The organism is Shewanella sp. H8, from assembly GCF_040285065.1.
GTDB classification, from domain to species: Bacteria; Pseudomonadota; Gammaproteobacteria; order Enterobacterales; family Shewanellaceae; genus Shewanella; species Shewanella polaris.
This window is the reverse complement of the sequence record NZ_CP157213.1, coordinates 2,469,370-2,487,479: the sequence shown is the minus strand read 5'-3', so window position 1 is coordinate 2,487,479 and position 18,110 is coordinate 2,469,370. Positions and strand designations below refer to the sequence as shown.

Genomic DNA, 18,110 nt, shown 5'->3' with positions numbered 1-18,110 from the left:
AAAATTAAGGGGGTGCTTATGCTGAACAAAGATCTGGAAGTCACCTTGAACCTAGCGTTTCAGCAAGCTAGAGATTCACGTCATGAGTACATGACGGTAGAACATTTATTATTAGCGCTGATTGATAATCCCGCTGCATACGAGGCGTTAGTGGCTTGTGGTGCGGATGTTAATCGTTTACGAGAAGAAGTGGCTAATTTTATTCAACAAACCACGCCCATTATTGCCGAATCAACTGAAGAACGTGAAACTCAACCCACCTTGGGATTTCAACGAGTTTTGCAACGTGCCGTTTTTCATGTGCAGTCGTCTGGTCGTAACGAAGTTTCTGGCGCAAATGTGCTAGTGGCTATTTTTAGTGAACAAGAATCGCAAGCGGTTTATTTACTCCGTCGTTGTGATATTTCTCGCTTAGATGTCGTTAATTACATTTCTCATGGCATGGCTAAAGAAGACGATTCTGGTGAAGCACATGATCATGAGCGTAGTGACGATCAAGCTGAAAACTCAGAAGACCGTAGTATGTTGGCGCAATTTGCCGCTAATTTAAATCAATTAGCCCAAGACGGTATTATCGATCCATTAATTGGTCGAGATGCTGAAATTGAACGTGCTATTCAAACGCTCTGTCGTCGCCGTAAAAATAATCCTTTGCTAGTGGGTGAAGCTGGTGTAGGTAAAACAGCTATAGCAGAAGGTTTGGCTTATCGAATAGTCAATAAACAAGTCCCTGATGTCATGGCTAATGCGACTGTGTATTCGTTAGATTTAGGTGCGTTATTAGCGGGTACTAAATACCGTGGTGATTTTGAGAAACGCTTTAAAAGCTTACTAAAAGAATTGGCTGCGGACGAACATGCTATTTTGTTTATTGATGAAATTCATACCATTATTGGTGCTGGTGCCGCATCTGGTGGCGTGATGGATGCGTCTAATTTACTGAAACCATTATTGTCCAGCGGTAAATTACGTTGTATGGGCTCAACCACGTTCCAAGAATATCAAAGTATTTTTGAAAAAGATCGTGCCTTAGCTCGTCGCTTCCAGAAAATTGATATCAATGAACCATCGGTAGCCGAAACCACCAAGATTTTGATGGGACTTAAGTCCAAGTACGAAGAATATCATGGTGTACGCTATACCCAAGCAGCCATTAGTAGTGCCGCTATTTTATCGGCCAAACACATTAATGATCGTCATTTACCTGACAAAGCTATTGATGTGATTGACGAAGCGGGCGCTCGTATGGTGATGATGCCGCAAAGCAAACGTAAAAAAACCATTGGTCAAGCCGAAATTGAGGCCATCATTGCTAAGTTAGCTCGTATTCCTGAGAAGTCGGTATCGTCGACTGACAAGGATATGCTGCGCAACCTAGAACGTAACCTTAAGATGGTTGTCTTTGGCCAAGACAAAGCGATTGAGAGCCTTAGTGCTGCCATACGCTTGTCTCGTAGTGGTTTAGGTTCTGAGAAAAAGCCTGTTGGTAGCTTTATGTTTGCTGGTCCTACTGGTGTGGGTAAAACAGAAGTCACCAACCAATTGGCCAATTGTCTCAATCTTAAACTGATCCGCTTTGATATGTCTGAATACATGGAACGTCATACCGTGTCACGTTTGATTGGTGCTCCTCCTGGTTATGTAGGTTATGACCAAGGTGGTTTATTAACCGATGCAGTGCTTAAAAATCCTCATTGTGTGGTGTTACTTGATGAAATTGAAAAGGCGCACCCTGATGTTTTCAACTTGCTTCTGCAAGTGATGGATCATGGCACCTTGACCGACAATAATGGTCGTAAAGCTGACTTTAGAAATGTCACTCTAGTCATGACAACTAATGCCGGTGTACAAGAAACTATTCGTAAATCGATTGGTTTTAGACAACAAGACCATACTCAAGATGCGTTGGCTGAAATTAATAAAGTCTTTTCACCAGAATTCCGTAATCGATTAGATTCAATCGTATGGTTTAATCATTTGGATATGACAGTAATCGCAAAAGTGGTTGATAAGTTCTTAGTTGAGTTACAGGCACAACTTGATGATAAGCGAGTCACCTTAGATGTTAGTGATGAAGCGCGGACCTTGCTTGCTGAGAAGGGTTATGACAAGTCGATGGGGGCTCGTCCAATGGCGCGTGTAGTGACTGAATTGATTAAACGTCCGTTAGCAGATGAAATCTTGTTTGGTGTACTTGAGCGAGGTGGTATTGCGCATATTGATGTTAAAGACGGTGAGATCAATATTGATTGCGAGTCGTTAGAAAAAGTCTCGTAAATCGTTTAACTCGCATAAAAAAGATGACCTATGGGTCATCTTTTTTTATGTGTGTTAATTGCGCCTAACCAGACTTCAAAATTAAATTATCAACTCAAAGCATTTCTTACTGTTCAATTCAATGGATATTGATGGAAAATGGGCATGCCCTTTTTTTATCAATACAACATAGTAGTGGACCGTATGACGAGCTTCTGCAAAACGGATTACAACCATTACTGTATTTGGTTGAATGTTCTGATAAGGGGATACCCATTACGTTGAACACACGTCTTGTATCATGCGTGTAGCTTTGCGTTGAATAGCTTTATATGCAGTTTGGTATAACAACAAAAAAACCGACAGGCAGTCGGTTTTTACATTGTTGAGGCTAGCGATTAACGTGCGCGGAAGACGATACGACCTTTTGACAAGTCATAAGGAGTCAACTGTACAGTGACTTTGTCACCCGTTAAAATACGGATGTAGTTTTTGCGCATTTTGCCAGAGATGTGGGCTATCACCACATGTCCATTTTCAAGCTCTACGCGGAACATTGTGTTTGGCAAGGTCTCAAGGATAGTGCCCTGCATTTCAATGTTGTCTTCTTTCGCCATTAAGTTATCCCATTAGCCTTCAAATATGAAAAAATCGGGCGTATCATGCCCCAAAAATGCCGAACTGTAAAGGGCGTTAAACAGAAATAGGTGTAAGATTTTCACCTATTTGCCAACCTTGTACCGTTAAAATTTGATATGGACGGTATTGGCGTTTGTAGCACATTTTCCGATTCTGATCAATTTGATAGCCCAAATACAAAAAATGCTTACCTAAAGATTTCGCTAATTGGCATTGGATTAAAATCATCAATGACCCCAATGAACGCTCAGCATAATCAGGGTCGAAATAACTGTAAATCGCTGAGAAACTCAGTGCCATTTCATCGGTTACTGCCACCCCAATTAATTGGTCTTGATCAAATAATTCAATAAACATTGGTGGTAACCAGTCAGATAATAAAAAATCATCATATTGGGTTTGTGATGCTGGAAACATTGGCCCATCGTTGTGACGTTCGTTGATGTAACGCTCATACAAGTCATAATGCTCAGGTCGTGATATATGACTGACTTTCCAATGCAAATCTTGATTGTTTTTCAAGGTTCTTTTTTGACGTTTTGATAGGGTAAAATCATTTACATTCAATCGAATAGGTTGACATTTTTGGCAACTTGGACAACGAGGTTTATAAATGGCACTTCCGTTACGACGAAATCCCATTGCAAGAAGTTGTTCAAACAGTGCGGCATCTATTTGAGGTTCTTGGATGACCAATAATTGTTCTTTGTTGCCTTCGATATAGTTGCAATCAAAAAGTTGGCTTATCCCTACACTGACAGATTTAGAATTCAATAAACACCTCTTGTTTAGACCACATTAACGGCGACATGGTTTGATCTCGAGAGCGATGGAGCCTCGACAGAAATTCGCTTCTCGGTATTGCGCTAGCGCCAAGACTGTCTAAATGTGGATTCATCACTTGAGCATCAATTAATTGAAAATCATGTTTCACCAAGTGTTGGTTAAGTATAGCGAATGCAGCTTTTGATGCATTGGTTTGTTTATGAAACATTGATTCACCGCAAAAAACACCTCCTACTGGAACGCCGTACAAACCTCCGACTAACATTTCACCGTCCCATACTTCAATGGAATGAGCACGACCTTGGAGATGAAGTTCATAATAAGCCATTTGAATTTCAGGCGAAATCCAAGTTCCATCTTGTGCATCACGGGGTTGTGCGCAAGCTGTGATCACATCCAAAAATGCATGATTAATGGTATATCGCCATGTGGATTTTTTAAGACTTTTTCTTAAGCTTTTACTGCCAAAAGGATGGCTGAGTGTGAATACGGCTCGAGGATTGGGTGACCACCACAAAATAGGGTCATCGGCATTAAACCAAGGGAATATACCTTGATAATAAGCTTCCGCTAAGCGAACAGGGCGTAAGTCACCTCCAATCGCTAATAAGCCATTAGGACTAGTGAGGGCTTCTTCTGGAGAAGGAAAGCCGATGGATTGATTTAAATAAGACAGTGAGTTCAAATTGGGTATATTATTTATTATATCTTGTGGTTAATTTAGCGGAAAAAAGCCATGTTTAAAATGATAACGGTAAGTTTAGAGGTATTTTTTGCAATATTGTTGAGTCTTTGTCTGTTTTGTGGGCAAAGCCAAGCTGCTTATGAGCGCAACCAGGCTGTTCCTGTTGAGAAAGTCGTTTATGGTCAGATTGAATCAGTTAAGCATGTCACCCAAAAACAGCTTGTTGAAGATAGTCATAGTGGTTGGAAAACCTTTGGTGGCGCATTAATAGGTGGTGTTATAGGTCATCAGTTTGGTGGCGGTTCGGGGCAAGATGTTGCAACAGTGCTTGGTGCATTAATTGGCGGTGGCATTGGCAGTCAGCACGGAAATCAACAATATTATCTTGAAAACAAGTTAGTTGAATTGATGATAAAACAAGATGATGGAACTGAAGTCATGGTGATTCAGGATGTTGATCCTGGTATGAGTTTTAATGCGGGTGATGAAGTTAGGGTGGTTTACTTAACGGGTTATGTCAGAGTTGATCTGGCGATGTAATATTAGATATAAAACAACAGGAGTCTGGGCTCCTGTTGTTTTATATCGCAGTTTGTATCTTTATTAAACTAACCGCGCTAGCTATGATTAAAGATAATTAAAACCCTCGAGGTAACGTTTGCTTACCTGTTGTATTTTCGAGTTTTTGACGCCATAACTGCTTAGGTGTTAATCCGCCTGAGGTTGATTCAACTTTGTTAACTGCTACTTTTTTTGCTGTCTTTACCGCAGGTTTACTGGTCGTTTTCACTGGCACTTTTTTAGCTGACGATGCCGTTAACTCAGCATGCATCGATTCTAGTTCGCTAAAGCGTACTGACTTGCCACCGTCGATTTTGTACCAGCTCCCAGCTTGCTCAATAGAAACAGCTTTACCAGACTGCTGTTCAAGTGCTGTTTGTAGCTGGCTGATGACTTCTTCTTTAGTCAATATTGTCATAGTTAATAACCTATTTGTGATCATGTTAAATTAAGGTTGCTATTAATTTTAAAGTGTTAATACAACAAAAGTCCAATTCAATGCAAAAAAATGGGATTTTTCACAACAAAACGGCTCAAACTTGTGATTTTTTTACGATGTATTGGTAATCATTGACGTTAATTATGTTGCAGGCTTTTGTACGTTATTTATTGTGTTAATTTTGTTGTTTTAAATAATTATATTGAGTTAGATAAACTTCGCGAAGGCTCAAATAATTGAGTAAACTAATATTGTTGTCACTCAACAACGAGTGATAATATAATTATTATTATCAATAACCTTATGTTGTCTTCCATTTAGGTTTAGTTCTTTTTTAGGATTTATTATGTCCACAAGTCATCAACATTCATCGATTATTTCACGTCAAGAATTGGCAACGTATCTTGATACTTTTTTAAATGTTCATGCTTTTAAAGATTATGCGCCAAATGGCTTACAAGTCGAAGGTAAGTCGAATATTCGCACTATTGTCACTGGTGTTACAGCTTGTCAGGCGTTAATTGATGCAGCTATAAAGGTTAATGCCGATGCAATTTTAGTCCATCATGGTTTTTTTTGGAAAAATGAACCAGAAATTATCACTGGGATGAAATATCGCCGAATCAAAGCATTAATGGATCACGATATTAGTTTATTTGGCTATCATTTACCCTTAGATGCCCATCATGGTGTGGGTAATAATGCTCAATTGGCTCAACAATTAGGCATCATCAGTCCAAGAGTTTATGAGCCTGTACCACAAGATTTGTTATGGCAAGGCCATTTAGAGCATTCATTAACGGTTGCCGAATTTAGCGACTTACTCAACAAAGTATTACACCGTAAACCGTTGCACATAGGCGATGATACTAAAATGATCTCGACTTTGGCATGGTGTACTGGTGGTGCGCAAGATTACATCGACTATGCGGCGCAAATGGGGGTTGATGCATTTATTAGTGGCGAAGTGTCAGAACGCACCTTCCATGCTGCAATTGAACAAGGGTTACATTACTTTGCTGCCGGCCATCATGCTACGGAGCAATTTGGCATCCAAGCTTTAGGTGAGCATTTAGCGGAAAAATATAATATCGAACATCATTTTATTGATATTGTTAATCCAGTGTAATCATCCAGTAATATACTGATGTTTTGTGTTTTTGTCGTTCAGGCAAGCCGAGATAGCCGATATCTAAAGTACCAGATGTCTAAATTTAATAGATGTCAAAAGTGACTATGAGCTTTTATTGTTTGGGATAAATAAATGACCGAGTATTTTTTACAAGCTTTTATCTATTTGACAGCTGCGGTAATTGCTGTGCCTTTAGCCAAAAAGCTGGGATTAGGTTCTGTATTAGGCTATCTCATTGCTGGTGTGGTTATTGGGCCTATTATTGGTCTAGTCGGCAGTGAAACGAATACAATTCAACACTTCGCCGAATTTGGTGTGGTGATGATGTTATTTTTAGTGGGCTTAGAACTCGAACCAAAAATGCTATGGGCAATGAGAAACCGCTTGTTAGGGTTAGGTGGCTTACAAGTTTTAGGATCTGTATCGGCGGTATTGGCGTGTGCTATTTATGCTGGTTACGGTTTTAGTACCGCACTGACAATTGGATTGATTTTTTCATTATCATCCACAGCAATCGTGTTGCAAACCTTATCCGAAAAACGATTGAATAAAACCAGTGCCGGTAAAAATGCATTTTCGGTGTTGTTGTTTCAAGATATAGCCGTTATCCCTATGCTAGCTTTTATTCCATTATTAGCGTTGCCGGAATTGGTTGAAAAGGCGCAAGGGGCGATGGCTGTTGCTAATGAGCAGCATGACTCATTATCTTTGGTGGCTAATATGCCTGGATGGGCGTATGCCATTGTGTTACTGCTTGCCATCGGGGTGGTTGTATTAGGCGGACATTATCTCAGCCGGCCATTATTTAAAATGGTCGCTGATTCAGGTGTAAAAGAGATTTCTACTGCGGCAGCGCTTATGTTAGTTATTGGTATTGCTGCCTTAATGAGTTTAGTTGGGATTTCACCTGCTCTAGGCACTTTTTTAGCAGGTGTAGTGCTTGCCAATAGTGAATTTAAGCATGAACTTGAAGCCAATATTGGTCCTTTTAAAGGATTATTATTAGGGTTGTTCTTTATAACCGTTGGCGCAGGTATTGATTTTACAGTGTTATTTGCCAATTTCGCTGAGATTATATTAATGACCTTAGGTGTAATGTTAATTAAAGGCATTGTACTTTATCTGTTGGCATTGATTTTTCGAATTAAAGGCAGTGATCGATGGTTGTTTACGCTAAGTCTTGCTCAAGCTGGTGAATTCGGATTTGTATTATTAAATTTCAGCGTGCAGCAGCACGTGTTGCCAACAGCAATGGCGCAAACATTATCAATAGTGGTTGCGCTGTCGATGTTTTTAACTCCTGGTTTGTTTATTTTATTCGACAAGGTCATTTCTCCCCGATTTCAGAATAAAACCAATCAACGTACCCAAGATGATATTGAAGAAGTGGGTAGTGTGATCATTGCCGGTATTGGTCGTTTTGGCCAAATTGTTAATCGATTATTGATTTCTAATGGCATCAAAACGGTAGTGCTTGATCATCAAGCTTCACAAATTGACTCAATTCGACGTATTAACACTAAAGCTTACTATGGTGATGCGACTCGTCCTGATTTGTTAAAAATGGCAGGTGTTGCCGAAGCTTCTTTGTTTGTGGTTGCAATCGATAATCGTGAAAGCAGTGTGGAGTTGGTTAAATATTTAACTCATACTTATCCAAAGCTTAAAATAGCGGCCAGAGCCTTTGACCGTGGGCACGGACATTTATTGCGTGCAGCAGGTGCCGATATTGTTGAGTTTGAAACGTACCATTCTGCTTTAGAGGTGGGGGCCGAATCGCTGCAATTATTGGGGTATTCAGACGCTTCAGTGGCGAGAAGAAAAGCGACTTATCAACGTATTGAAAAAGAAGCTTCAAAACGTTTATATGAAAATTGGCTAAGTGAATCGGGCGGTAAAAGTTTTAGTAATGATTTTATTAAACTTTTCCTGCAATATGAGGAACGGTTAAAACAGGCGATGGATGAAGATACTGATGAAAACGAATTGAAGCTTCCAGAATCATCTGATGCTAACAATGAAGCAATAGATAAAGTGTAAAGACTGAAATGATGATTACTTATTTTATCTATTTATCTGAGTTGAAGGCCGTTAAGTGTTAAATACCAAGATTAATAAAAAAGACTGCCTAGGCAGTCTTTTTTTATGTGGGCAAAAGAGAGTAGATTATTTAACTCTCATGCCAGGCTCTGCACCTTCATGAGGTTCGAGTATGAACAAGTCTTTACCGCCAGGACCTGCAGCTAATACCATGCCTTCAGAATCACCAAACTTCATTGTACGTGGGGCAAGGTTTGCCACCATGACGGTGAGTTTACCTACTAAGTCTTCAGGCGCATAAGCCGATTTTATACCTGCAAATACCTGTTTAGTTTCGCCACCTAAATCTAATTCAAGGCGAAGTAACTTTTTGGCTTTTTCGATATGTTCAGCTTTGCTGATGCGTGCAATACGTAAGTCAATTTTAGCAAAATCTTCAAAACTGATTTCAGGGCTAATAGGGTCTTGCTCTAATTGATTAACAGTTTGCTTTGGTGCATCGGTGATAGGCGCATCCGTATTAGTTGCTTGTAAGTTCTCTTTAGATGCATCGATGATAGCTTCAATACTCTTAGGTTCGATACGTTGCATTAATGCTTTAAATGTCGCTATTTCATGACCAGCCAGATCTTGATCTAAATTGTCCCACGTTAAGGTTAACTGTAAAAAACCTTCAACATTTTCGGCAAGTTTGGGTAATACTGGCTTAAGGTATGTCACCAAAATTCTGAACAAGTTTAATGCATTACTGCAAACCTGATGGGCTTCATCTTGCTTGTCTTCTTGCTTGACTAATTGCCATGGTGCAGCGTCAGCAACATAAGCGTTAGCAATATCTGCTAATGCCATAATTTCACGCATCGCTTTGCCGTATTCGCGAGTTTCATATAATTCGGCAATCACTTCGCTTTTGGCTAAGAATATTTCGGTCAAGCTACTGTCTGTAACCTTAGCTAATTTACCGTCAAAACGTTTACTGATAAAGCCTGCTGTCCGCGATGCAAGGTTTACCAATTTGCCGACTAAGTCTGAGTTAACTCGTTGGGCGAAATCTTCTAAGTTTAAATCTAAATCATCAATACGGCTGTTTAATTTAGCAGCGTAATAATAACGTAGATATTCAGGATCTAAATTATCTAAATAGGTGCGCGCTTTAATAAACGTCCCTTTTGATTTAGACATTTTTGCACCGTTTACGGTGACATAGCCATGGGCATAAACACTGGTCGGTTTACGAATGCCGGCGCCTTCAAGCATTGCTGGCCAAAATAAGCTGTGGAAATAAACAATGTCTTTACCGATGAAGTGATATACCTCGGCGGTAGAATCTAAGCTCCAAAAATCGTCAAAGTTTATATCATCGCGCTTGTCACATAGGTTTTTAAATGATCCCATATAACCAATCGGCGCATCTAACCATACATAGAAAAATTTACCAGGTGCGTCGGGGATTTCAAAGCCAAAGTAAGGGGCATCGCGTGAGATGTCCCATTGTTTTAGACCTTGCTCAAACCATTCGGTAAGTTTGTTGGCCATTTCTTGTTGCAAGGAGCCTGATTGAATCCACTCTTTTAGCATGCCTTCAAATGCAGGCAGGTCAAAAAAGAAGTGTTCGGTGTCTTTCATTATTGGTGTTGCACCTGATACCGCTGATTTAGGGTTTATCAGGTCGGTTGTACTGTAGGTTGCACCACAGTTGTCACAGTTATCACCGTATTGATCTTCAGACTTACATTTCGGGCAGGTGCCTTTAACAAAGCGGTCTGGCAAGAACATTAATTTTTCTGGGTCATATAATTGTGAAATGGTTTTGGTTTTGATGTAGCCACCATCACGAAGTTTTAAATAAATATCACAGGCTAAAGTGCGGTTTTCTTCACTGTGTGTACTATGAAAATTATCAAACTGGATGTTGAAATCGGCGAAATCTTGCTGATGTTCTTTTTGAACTTGAGCAATCATTTCTTCTGGTGTAATACCCATTTGCTGTGCTTTAAGCATAATAGGAGTGCCGTGAGCATCATCTGCACAAATGTAATAGCACTCATTGCCACGTAATTTTTGAAAACGTGACCAAATATCCGTTTGGATATATTCAAGCATATGGCCTAGATGAATTGGTCCATTGGCATAAGGAAGGGCACTTGTGACCAGTATTTTACGCTGTGATTTTGTCATTTTATCTCGATATCAAATTACACCAAAAATATTGCCTGATACTAACTGATTAGCAGACTTTTTTCATCAAAACATGACCTAAAAAGGCTTATTAGTCGCTATTTTTTTACTAAGTTCTGATACACTTGTACAAATTTCTTGTTCGGAGACGCCGTTTTGGTTAATACGCATACAGATTATGAATTAAATGATGAATTATTGTCACCAGTGTTAGATATTTTAGAGGCATTTGTTGATCCTTATTTGCAAAAAGGTCTGGTCAGTGCAGGATGTGTGACAGCATTATCGATGGAAGGAAAACGTCTACAGTTAGGATTAGTTTATCCTTATCCGTGTATGACCCAATACCGTGATACCGTGATGGCCATAACGAACAAGCTTGCAGTACTTGATGCCATAGATGAAGTTGAATGTGAAATTGATTTCCAGCCTCGAGTGTATTCTGCGCTTCCTGCTATTGCTCCACTACCTAATGTAAAGCAAGTCATTGCTGTTGCTTCTGGTAAAGGTGGGGTGGGTAAATCCACGACTGCTGTAAACCTTGCACTAGCATTAAAAGCTGAAGGTGCCGAAGTGGGTATTTTAGATGCTGATATTTATGGGCCGTCTATTCCATTGATGTTAGGTATCCCTAATTTTCGTCCGCAATCGCCAGATGGCAAACACATGACACCAGCGTTGGTTCATGGTATTTCTGCACAATCTATCGGCTTTATGCTCAGTGGCGATGAAGCTGCTGTGTGGCGTGGCCCTATGGCCGCAGGCGCATTAGCACAACTACTTAATGAAACCCAATGGCCTGAACTTGATTATTTGATCATCGATATGCCACCAGGAACTGGTGATATTCAACTAACCTTGTCACAAAAGGTACCTGTGAGTGGGGCTGTGATTGTTACAACACCACAAGATATTGCTTTAGCCGATGCTAAAAAAGGTATCACCATGTTCAATAAAGTGAATATTCCTGTATTGGGTATTATCGAGAACATGAGTTTTCATCTTTGTCCTGAATGTGGTCATAAAGAACATCCATTTGGTACTCATGGTGGAAGTAAGATCGCCGAGCGTTATAACGTGCCGCTACTAGGCGCACTGCCATTACATATCAATATTCGTGAGTCTATGGATAATGGTACGCCGAGCGTGATGAGCGAACCAGAAAGTGAAGTCTCAGGTATTTATCGTGAAATTGCTCGTAAACTTGGCGCTGAGTTGGCACTCCAACAAGTACAATCGACCGTAAAAATTAGCATATCAGACGACGAGTAAGGTTTAAGAGATGAATTCTCAGCAGTGTGTCATTATTGGGATCGCCGGTGCGTCGGCTTCAGGTAAAAGTTTAATTGCTAAGACAATTTTTGAAGAATTATGTCGAGACTTAGGTACCAATCAAATTGGTGTGATTAACGAAGATGCCTATTATCACGATCAAAACCATTTAAGTATGGAGGAACGTGTAAAAGCCAATTACGACCACCCAAAAGCGTTAGACCATCAGTTGTTAGCTGTTCATTTAACTCAGCTAAAAAGGGGTGAATCTGTTGACATCCCTTGTTATAGCTATACAGAGCATACTCGCACCAACGAAACGCTTACTATGCAACCGAAAAAAGTGATAATCCTAGAAGGTATTCTATTATTAACAAATCCTAAATTGCGTGAGTTAATGGATGCGAGTGTGTTTATGGATACACCGTTGGATATTTGTTTTTTACGCAGATTGACCCGTGATGTTGCTGAACGTGGCAGAACGATGGAGTCTGTGATTTCGCAATATAAAAGAACGGTACGGCCTATGTTCTTACAATTTATTGAGCCATCAAAACAATATGCAGATATTATCGTTCCTAAGGGCGGGAAAAATCGCATCGCGACTGATATTTTAAAAGCTAGAATTCAGCATTTATTGGCTAAATAACTTTATCTTGGAGAGAGTGCAGCATGCGTTTAACCGATATTGAAATTGAGCAATGTTTAGATAATGGCACCATTATCATCGATCCTCGTCCTGGTATTGAAGCCATTTCGGGCGTGAGTGTGGATGTGCGTTTAGGCAGCCAATTTCGAGTATTTAAAGACCATACTGCACCTTATATCGATTTAAGTGGTCCCAGTGCAGAAATGCAAATAGCACTTGATCGAATAATGAGTGACAAAATTGAAATTGCTGATAATGATGCTTTTTTCCTGCATCCTGGTGAATTAGCCTTAGCAGTAACCTATGAAAGCGTGACCTTACCAGCAGATATAGTGGGTTGGTTAGATGGTCGCTCATCTCTTGCTCGTTTAGGGTTGATGGTGCATGTTACTGCGCATCGTATTGATCCTGGCTGGCAAGGTAAAATCGTACTTGAGTTCTTTAACAGTGGTAAATTGCCGTTGGCACTTCGCCCTGGTATGACGATTGGTGCACTTAATTTTGAACGCTTAAACTCAGCGGTTGCCCGCCCATATAACACCCGTAAAAGTTCGAAGTACAAAGATCAACAAGAGGCCGTCGCAAGCCGGATTAGCCAGGACAAATAATGGCACCAGTTTGGGTTAACCACGTTGAAAACGGGCTAATAAATCCATTTGATCGTGGTGTCGCTTATGGTGATGGTGTGTTTGCAACAATGCGCACAGCATCAGCAGATATGTCCGCAGGGATTTTATTCCTTGACGGACATATCGATCGTTTGCAGCAAAGCTGTGAACGTTTAGGTATTAAGTGGTTTCCAAGCGACTCATTACTACAACAGTTGAGCCAACTCGCACAACAATATCCACAACATTGTATAAAGCTTTTGCTGACGCGTGGAGTCGGTGGGCGTGGTTATCAAGCTCCTTTAAGTGCAACCGTGACTGAAGTCTTGTCAGTGCATCCTATTCCTGAGCATTACCTTAATTGGCAACAAACTGGTATTTCGTTAGCATCATCACCGATATGTCTTGGTAAACAACCTCTTCTTGCTGGAATAAAACACCTTAATCGATTAGAACAGGTGCTCATAAAGTCTCAACCGCTACCTAGTCATCATCAAGATTGGTTAGTATTTGACTGTGATGGTAATGTGATAGAGTCATCTATTGCTAATATCTTTATCGTCAAAAATGATCAAGTTTTGACCCCTGCAATAACCCATGCAGGCGTAAGTGGAGTCATGCGTGAAACACTGATAGATACTTTGCTTAGTCATGATATTGCTGTTATGGCTACACAATTAACATTTGGTGATATTCAGGCCGCTGACCATATATTTATAACGAACAGTTTATTTGGCATTATCGATGTAACCGCCATAGACGATTTTCAATTTAGCCGTTGGACGCAGACATCGCGATTCAGGCACGTTCTGAGTGTAAATTTATCAACATGATTAAATCTATAAAAACCTATCTACTAGCCAGCTTGATTCCGTTGTTTACGCTAATTTGCCTTGGTGGCTATTGGCTCGTATCCGACTTAGTGGCTTATCAAAAAAAGCCATTACAGTTAACTGAAATTCAAACTTTGACAATTGAACCGGGCACGTCAGTCACTAAACTGGCACAACAGCTTGAGCAAAAATCATTAATTACAGATAGTTGGAAAGTTAAATATCTCGTTAAGTTAGAACCCAAACTCGCCAATATTAAGACGGGTTTGTATCAAGTGATCCCTGGTGATACGTTAGAGGCGTTATTAAAACGCTTATATTTAGGTCAACAAGTGGTTTTCAGTGTGACGCTAATTGAGGGGAAAACGATTGCTGAGTGGCAGAAAACATTGGCTAGCACTGAGTATCTAGTACAACACGCCGATGATTTTAATCAGGTGTTATTACAAAATGGTGATACATCTGGTTTACCTGAGGGGAAATTCTACCCTGAAACATTCCATTATCATGCAGATGATAATTTACAGACTATTTTAAATCGAAGTTACAACATGATGCAGATGAGCTTAGCGCAAGCATGGGAAGGAAGAGACCCTGACTTAGCATTATCATCGCCGTATGAGTTGTTGATTATCGCCTCGATTATCGAAAAAGAAACTGGTAAACCTGAAGAGCGTGATTGGGTGTCGGCTGTGTTTAATAACCGGTTGAAAAAAGGCATGCGCCTACAAACCGATCCGACAGTCATCTATGGCATGGGTGACCGCTATAAAGGCAATATTACTCGTAAAGACTTACGTGAAGCCACAGCATTTAATACTTATAAGATTGATGGTTTACCGCCAACGCCTATTGCTGCACCGAGTCGAGCATCATTATTTGCTGCAGCCAATCCAGCCAAAGTAAATTACTTATATTTTGTGTCACGTAATGATGGCAGTCATGTGTTTTCATCCACATTGAAGGCTCACAATACAGCCGTAAATGAATTTCAGAGAAAAAGAAAATGAGTCAACACCAAGGCAAGTTTATTGTCATTGAAGGATTAGAAGGCGCGGGTAAATCGAGCGCGATTGCCCTAGTTAACGATATTATTAGTCAATACATTGGCCAATCACCTGTGTGTACGCGTGAACCTGGTGGCACTCCATTAGCAGAAAAAATACGTGACTTAGTTAAAATTGCCGATGAGTCCGATCCGTTATGCGACGAAGCAGAATGCTTGCTTATTTATGCTGCCCGATCACAGTTAATTGCCAATGTAATCAAACCAGCTTTGTCTTCAGGTAAATGGGTTCTTGGTGATAGGCATAATCTGTCATCTTTAGCTTATCAAGGTGGTGGTCGTGGTTTAATGCCATTAGTGAAAGCGGTAAGCGATGCATGCCTACATGGTTTTAAGCCCGATCTCACCTTGTATTTGGATATTGATCCTACACTAGGATTAAGCCGGGCAGCGAGTCGTGGCAAGCTTGATAGAATTGAACAACAAGCCATTGATTTTTTTGAACGAGCTAGAAAAACCTACTTAAAGTTAGCCCATGAAGATGACAGTATTATCGTTATTGATGCCAGCCAATCAATGGAACAAGTTCATGATGATATTCGGCTTCAGTTGCAGCGTCTATTACCCGCTCTTATGGGTGAGCAGTGATGGGCATCAAGAGGATAATGTCGCGACATGAGTGATTATCAGATTGACCAATTACCGTGGTTAGCGGATCCGCATCAGCGGTTTGTCGATCAACATTATCGTGGTAAAAGCAGCCATGCACATTTGTTTAACATTGATAAAGCACTGGGTGGAGATAAGATAGCGAAGGCTGCTGCTCAGGCAGTGCTTTGCCAACACCTCACGCCAGTGGGCGCTTGTGGACAATGTAAAAGCTGTTTGTTATTGGCTGCTGGTAACCACCCTGATTTATATGTTGTCGAGCCAGATGGTAACCAAATTAAAGTTGATCAAATTCGTCAGTTATGCAAAGCGTTAACTCAAACGGCCCAACAAGGCGGGGCGCGTGTCGCAATCATTATTAATGCTGAGCGATTAAATTTAGCCGCAGCTAATGCACTACTGAAAACTCTTGAAGAACCTGGCGATGATGTCGTACTCATCCTGCAAACGAATACATCAGCGCAGTTATTAGCGACCATTACCAGTCGCTGTCAAACGCTTAAATTTGTTGCCCCTACTAAGTTAGAAATCCATCATTGGTTAGCGGTACAGCAACTGTTACCAGCAGCTAACTCGGAGGGTAAAACCCATGATGTTACTTGGTGTCTTAGTGTCGTCGGTGGGCCTTTGGCATTAGCCAATAGTTTAACCTCTCAACATTATCAACAACTGCTGACATTTCGCCAAGATTGGGCTCAAAGTTTAAAAACGGGCCATTTAAGCAATAGTTTATTGAAAGTGTCAGATCAACAAATTGTTGATGCACTTAATGTTTTATATTTGTACTTACGCCAATATGTGTTAAAAAGTAATAAGATAAAAACTGATCATGCTGACCATCAAACATTAAACCCACTGGTTCAAGCTAAAATAATTGAGCTAGCAGGGCGCATAATGAATATGTGTCACAAGCTTGAAACAATGCCAAGTGTCAATACTCAAGCATTGTGTCAGCAATATGTACTCGCATTCAGACAGTTAACTCATTAAATTCATTTTAGTTATACATATTTTAACCAGTTAATGGGAAGATAATAATCATTTATGGTCGATCTAGTTGCCAACTACGATACATTACATAAGCTTTATCGTGCTTACATGCCGTTTATTAAGCCAGCAGGCTTATTTATTGCGACTACCGAAAGTCATTTCTTAGGCCAAGAGCTTACTATTGCTTATCGATTACCCGATGCCACCCAAACCAACGAATTTAAAGGTGCTGTTGTTTGGATTAATCCATTAGGTGCATCCGGCGGACGACCTGCGGGTATTGGGGTTAAAATCAAAACCGATGCTGAAAGTCATAAACATCATATTGAAAAGTTATTATCAAGTGAACTCGCCTCTAGTGATTTGACCTGTACCATGTAGCTAGGTATTCTTGCACACCTGTTTATTTGTTAATGTAGTTGCGAAAGAATTCCCATGCTAATTGATTCACATTGCCACCTTGATCGCTTAAAAGCGGCCCCAGACTCTGCCAGTTTACAGACTATTATGAACAATGCTAAAGCCCAAGGCGTTGATTACTTATTATGCGTCAATGTCCGTCAGCAGGGCTTTGAAGCTATGCGCGATAAAGTGGCAGCATTTAATAATGTGTTTTTGTCTTCTGGTGTGCATCCTCTTGATGTACAAGAAGGTTTAAACATTGAAGACATTAAACGTTTTGCTGAAGATCCGCGTGTGGTTGCTATCGGCGAGACAGGCTTAGATTACTTTTATTCAAATGACACTAAAATATTACAACAGCAGTGTTTTGAACAACAAATTGCGTTAGCTGTAGAGGTGAACAAGCCATTAATTGTTCACACTCGTGATGCCCGTGAAGACACCATTAATATGCTTAAATCCGGTAATGCTGACAAAGTAGGCGGTGTATTACATTGTTTTACTGAAAGCTGGGAAATGGCTAAAGCGGCTATCGACTTAGGTTTTTATATATCGGTTTCTGGTATCGTTACTTTCAAGAATGCTGGTGAGCTGCGTAGTGTGATCCGTCAAGTGCCTAAATATAGGTTATTAGTAGAAACAGATTCTCCTTATTTAGCGCCAGTACCGCATCGAGGTCAAGAAAATCAACCTGCATATGTGCGTGATGTAGCTGAGTTTGTCGCTGAATTACGCGGTGAAAAATTTGAAGAGTTAGCTCAGTACACCACAGATAATTTCTTTAACTTATTTAACGATGCAGCTAAATTAGTTGGGCGTTAGTCACTTAACCTTTTCTCCTGATTCTATTATGTTTATTGAGTCAAACTTAAAAAATAGATAAAAAAAGACCCAAAACTATCCAATTGTTTTGGGCCTAGGGAAAGGGCTCAGTTAAGAGCCTTGCGCTACTGTTGCGGCATGTT

General features: G+C 40.3%; 18 protein-coding genes. 13 read left to right on the top strand and 5 right to left on the bottom strand.

What is annotated here, in order from left to right; genetic code table 11:
• Nucleotides 1-18: 18 nt before the first annotated feature.
• Nucleotides 19-2,277 carry an ATP-dependent Clp protease ATP-binding subunit ClpA gene (gene clpA, locus ABIS04_RS10760; protein ID WP_137226913.1) on the top strand — a complete coding sequence of 753 codons (2,259 nt, stop codon included), beginning with the start codon at nucleotides 19-21 and terminating at the stop codon, nucleotides 2,275-2,277.
• A gap of 377 nt (nucleotides 2,278-2,654) precedes the next feature.
• Here the strand turns inward: clpA and infA are convergent, their stop codons facing one another.
• From infA to aat, 3 genes are all read right to left on the bottom strand, one after another.
• Nucleotides 2,655-2,873: a translation initiation factor IF-1 gene (gene infA, locus ABIS04_RS10755; RefSeq protein ID WP_011496276.1), complete on the bottom strand. Its 219-nt coding sequence runs from the start codon at nucleotides 2,871-2,873 to the stop codon at nucleotides 2,655-2,657.
• Nucleotides 2,874-2,949: 76 nt separating this feature from the next.
• On the bottom strand, nucleotides 2,950-3,669 hold the full coding sequence (locus ABIS04_RS10750) for an arginyltransferase (protein WP_350431058.1): 720 nt from the start codon (nucleotides 3,667-3,669) through the stop codon (nucleotides 2,950-2,952).
• Nucleotides 3,659-4,366, bottom strand: coding sequence for a leucyl/phenylalanyl-tRNA--protein transferase (gene aat, locus ABIS04_RS10745; protein ID WP_140234370.1), 708 nt, complete (start codon nucleotides 4,364-4,366; stop codon nucleotides 3,659-3,661). The genes ABIS04_RS10750 and aat overlap by 11 nt, the downstream gene beginning before the upstream one ends.
• Before the next feature lie 51 nt (nucleotides 4,367-4,417).
• On the opposite strand from aat, the gene ABIS04_RS10740 reads away from it, so the two are divergent.
• Nucleotides 4,418-4,906, top strand: coding sequence for a glycine zipper 2TM domain-containing protein (locus tag ABIS04_RS10740; RefSeq protein ID WP_254693682.1), 489 nt, complete (start codon nucleotides 4,418-4,420; stop codon nucleotides 4,904-4,906).
• Nucleotides 4,907-5,003: 97 nt separating this feature from the next.
• On the opposite strand, the gene ABIS04_RS10735 is transcribed toward ABIS04_RS10740, so the two are convergent.
• Complete coding sequence (locus ABIS04_RS10735) at nucleotides 5,004-5,345, bottom strand: hypothetical protein (RefSeq protein WP_140234369.1); 342 nt, start codon at nucleotides 5,343-5,345, stop codon at nucleotides 5,004-5,006.
• A 397-nt stretch (nucleotides 5,346-5,742) separates the two neighbouring features.
• On the opposite strand from ABIS04_RS10735, the gene ABIS04_RS10730 reads away from it, so the two are divergent.
• Together ABIS04_RS10730 and ABIS04_RS10725 are read left to right on the top strand one after the other, a co-directional pair.
• A complete protein-coding gene (locus ABIS04_RS10730) occupies nucleotides 5,743-6,495 on the top strand; it encodes a Nif3-like dinuclear metal center hexameric protein (RefSeq protein WP_350433422.1) in 753 nt (250 codons plus the stop codon).
• Between the two features lie 135 nt (nucleotides 6,496-6,630).
• On the top strand, nucleotides 6,631-8,538 hold the full coding sequence (locus tag ABIS04_RS10725) for a cation:proton antiporter (RefSeq protein WP_350431057.1): 1,908 nt from the start codon (nucleotides 6,631-6,633) through the stop codon (nucleotides 8,536-8,538).
• Between the two features lie 126 nt (nucleotides 8,539-8,664).
• Here the strand turns inward: ABIS04_RS10725 and metG are convergent, their stop codons facing one another.
• The gene (metG, locus tag ABIS04_RS10720) at nucleotides 8,665-10,716 is read right to left on the bottom strand and encodes a methionine--tRNA ligase (protein ID WP_350431056.1); all 2,052 of its coding nucleotides are present in this window, start codon (nucleotides 10,714-10,716) and stop codon (nucleotides 8,665-8,667) included.
• Between the two features lie 156 nt (nucleotides 10,717-10,872).
• Here metG and apbC point away from each other — a divergent pair, with 156 nt between their 5' ends.
• From apbC to ABIS04_RS10675, 9 genes are read left to right on the top strand one after another with little or no spacing between them, the layout of a single operon-like run.
• Nucleotides 10,873-11,988 carry an iron-sulfur cluster carrier protein ApbC gene (apbC, locus tag ABIS04_RS10715; RefSeq protein ID WP_137226919.1) on the top strand — a complete coding sequence of 372 codons (1,116 nt, stop codon included), beginning with the start codon at nucleotides 10,873-10,875 and terminating at the stop codon, nucleotides 11,986-11,988.
• Between the two features lie 10 nt (nucleotides 11,989-11,998).
• Complete coding sequence (gene udk / locus ABIS04_RS10710) at nucleotides 11,999-12,637, top strand: uridine kinase (RefSeq protein ID WP_350431055.1); 639 nt, start codon at nucleotides 11,999-12,001, stop codon at nucleotides 12,635-12,637.
• A gap of 23 nt (nucleotides 12,638-12,660) precedes the next feature.
• The gene (gene dcd / locus ABIS04_RS10705; RefSeq protein WP_137226921.1) at nucleotides 12,661-13,245 is read left to right on the top strand and encodes a dCTP deaminase; all 585 of its coding nucleotides are present in this window, start codon (nucleotides 12,661-12,663) and stop codon (nucleotides 13,243-13,245) included.
• Complete coding sequence (gene pabC / locus ABIS04_RS10700; protein ID WP_350431054.1) at nucleotides 13,245-14,078, top strand: aminodeoxychorismate lyase; 834 nt, start codon at nucleotides 13,245-13,247, stop codon at nucleotides 14,076-14,078. Before dcd ends, pabC begins: the two co-directional genes overlap by 1 nt.
• Nucleotides 14,078-15,088: an endolytic transglycosylase MltG gene (gene mltG / locus ABIS04_RS10695; protein WP_371833637.1), complete on the top strand. Its 1,011-nt coding sequence runs from the start codon at nucleotides 14,078-14,080 to the stop codon at nucleotides 15,086-15,088. Before pabC ends, mltG begins: the two co-directional genes overlap by 1 nt.
• Nucleotides 15,085-15,732: a dTMP kinase gene (gene tmk, locus ABIS04_RS10690; RefSeq protein WP_350431052.1), complete on the top strand. Its 648-nt coding sequence runs from the start codon at nucleotides 15,085-15,087 to the stop codon at nucleotides 15,730-15,732. Before mltG ends, tmk begins: the two co-directional genes overlap by 4 nt.
• A gap of 27 nt (nucleotides 15,733-15,759) precedes the next feature.
• Nucleotides 15,760-16,743 (top strand): DNA polymerase III subunit delta', encoded by a 984-nt coding sequence (gene holB / locus ABIS04_RS10685; RefSeq protein WP_350431051.1) that lies wholly within the window; start codon nucleotides 15,760-15,762, stop codon nucleotides 16,741-16,743.
• Nucleotides 16,744-16,797: 54 nt separating this feature from the next.
• On the top strand, nucleotides 16,798-17,124 hold the full coding sequence (locus ABIS04_RS10680; protein ID WP_350431050.1) for a PilZ domain-containing protein: 327 nt from the start codon (nucleotides 16,798-16,800) through the stop codon (nucleotides 17,122-17,124).
• A gap of 54 nt (nucleotides 17,125-17,178) precedes the next feature.
• Entirely contained in the window at nucleotides 17,179-17,967 is a 789-nt protein-coding gene (locus ABIS04_RS10675) for a YchF/TatD family DNA exonuclease (RefSeq protein ID WP_350431049.1), read from the top strand.
• Nucleotides 17,968-18,110 lie beyond the last annotated feature (143 nt).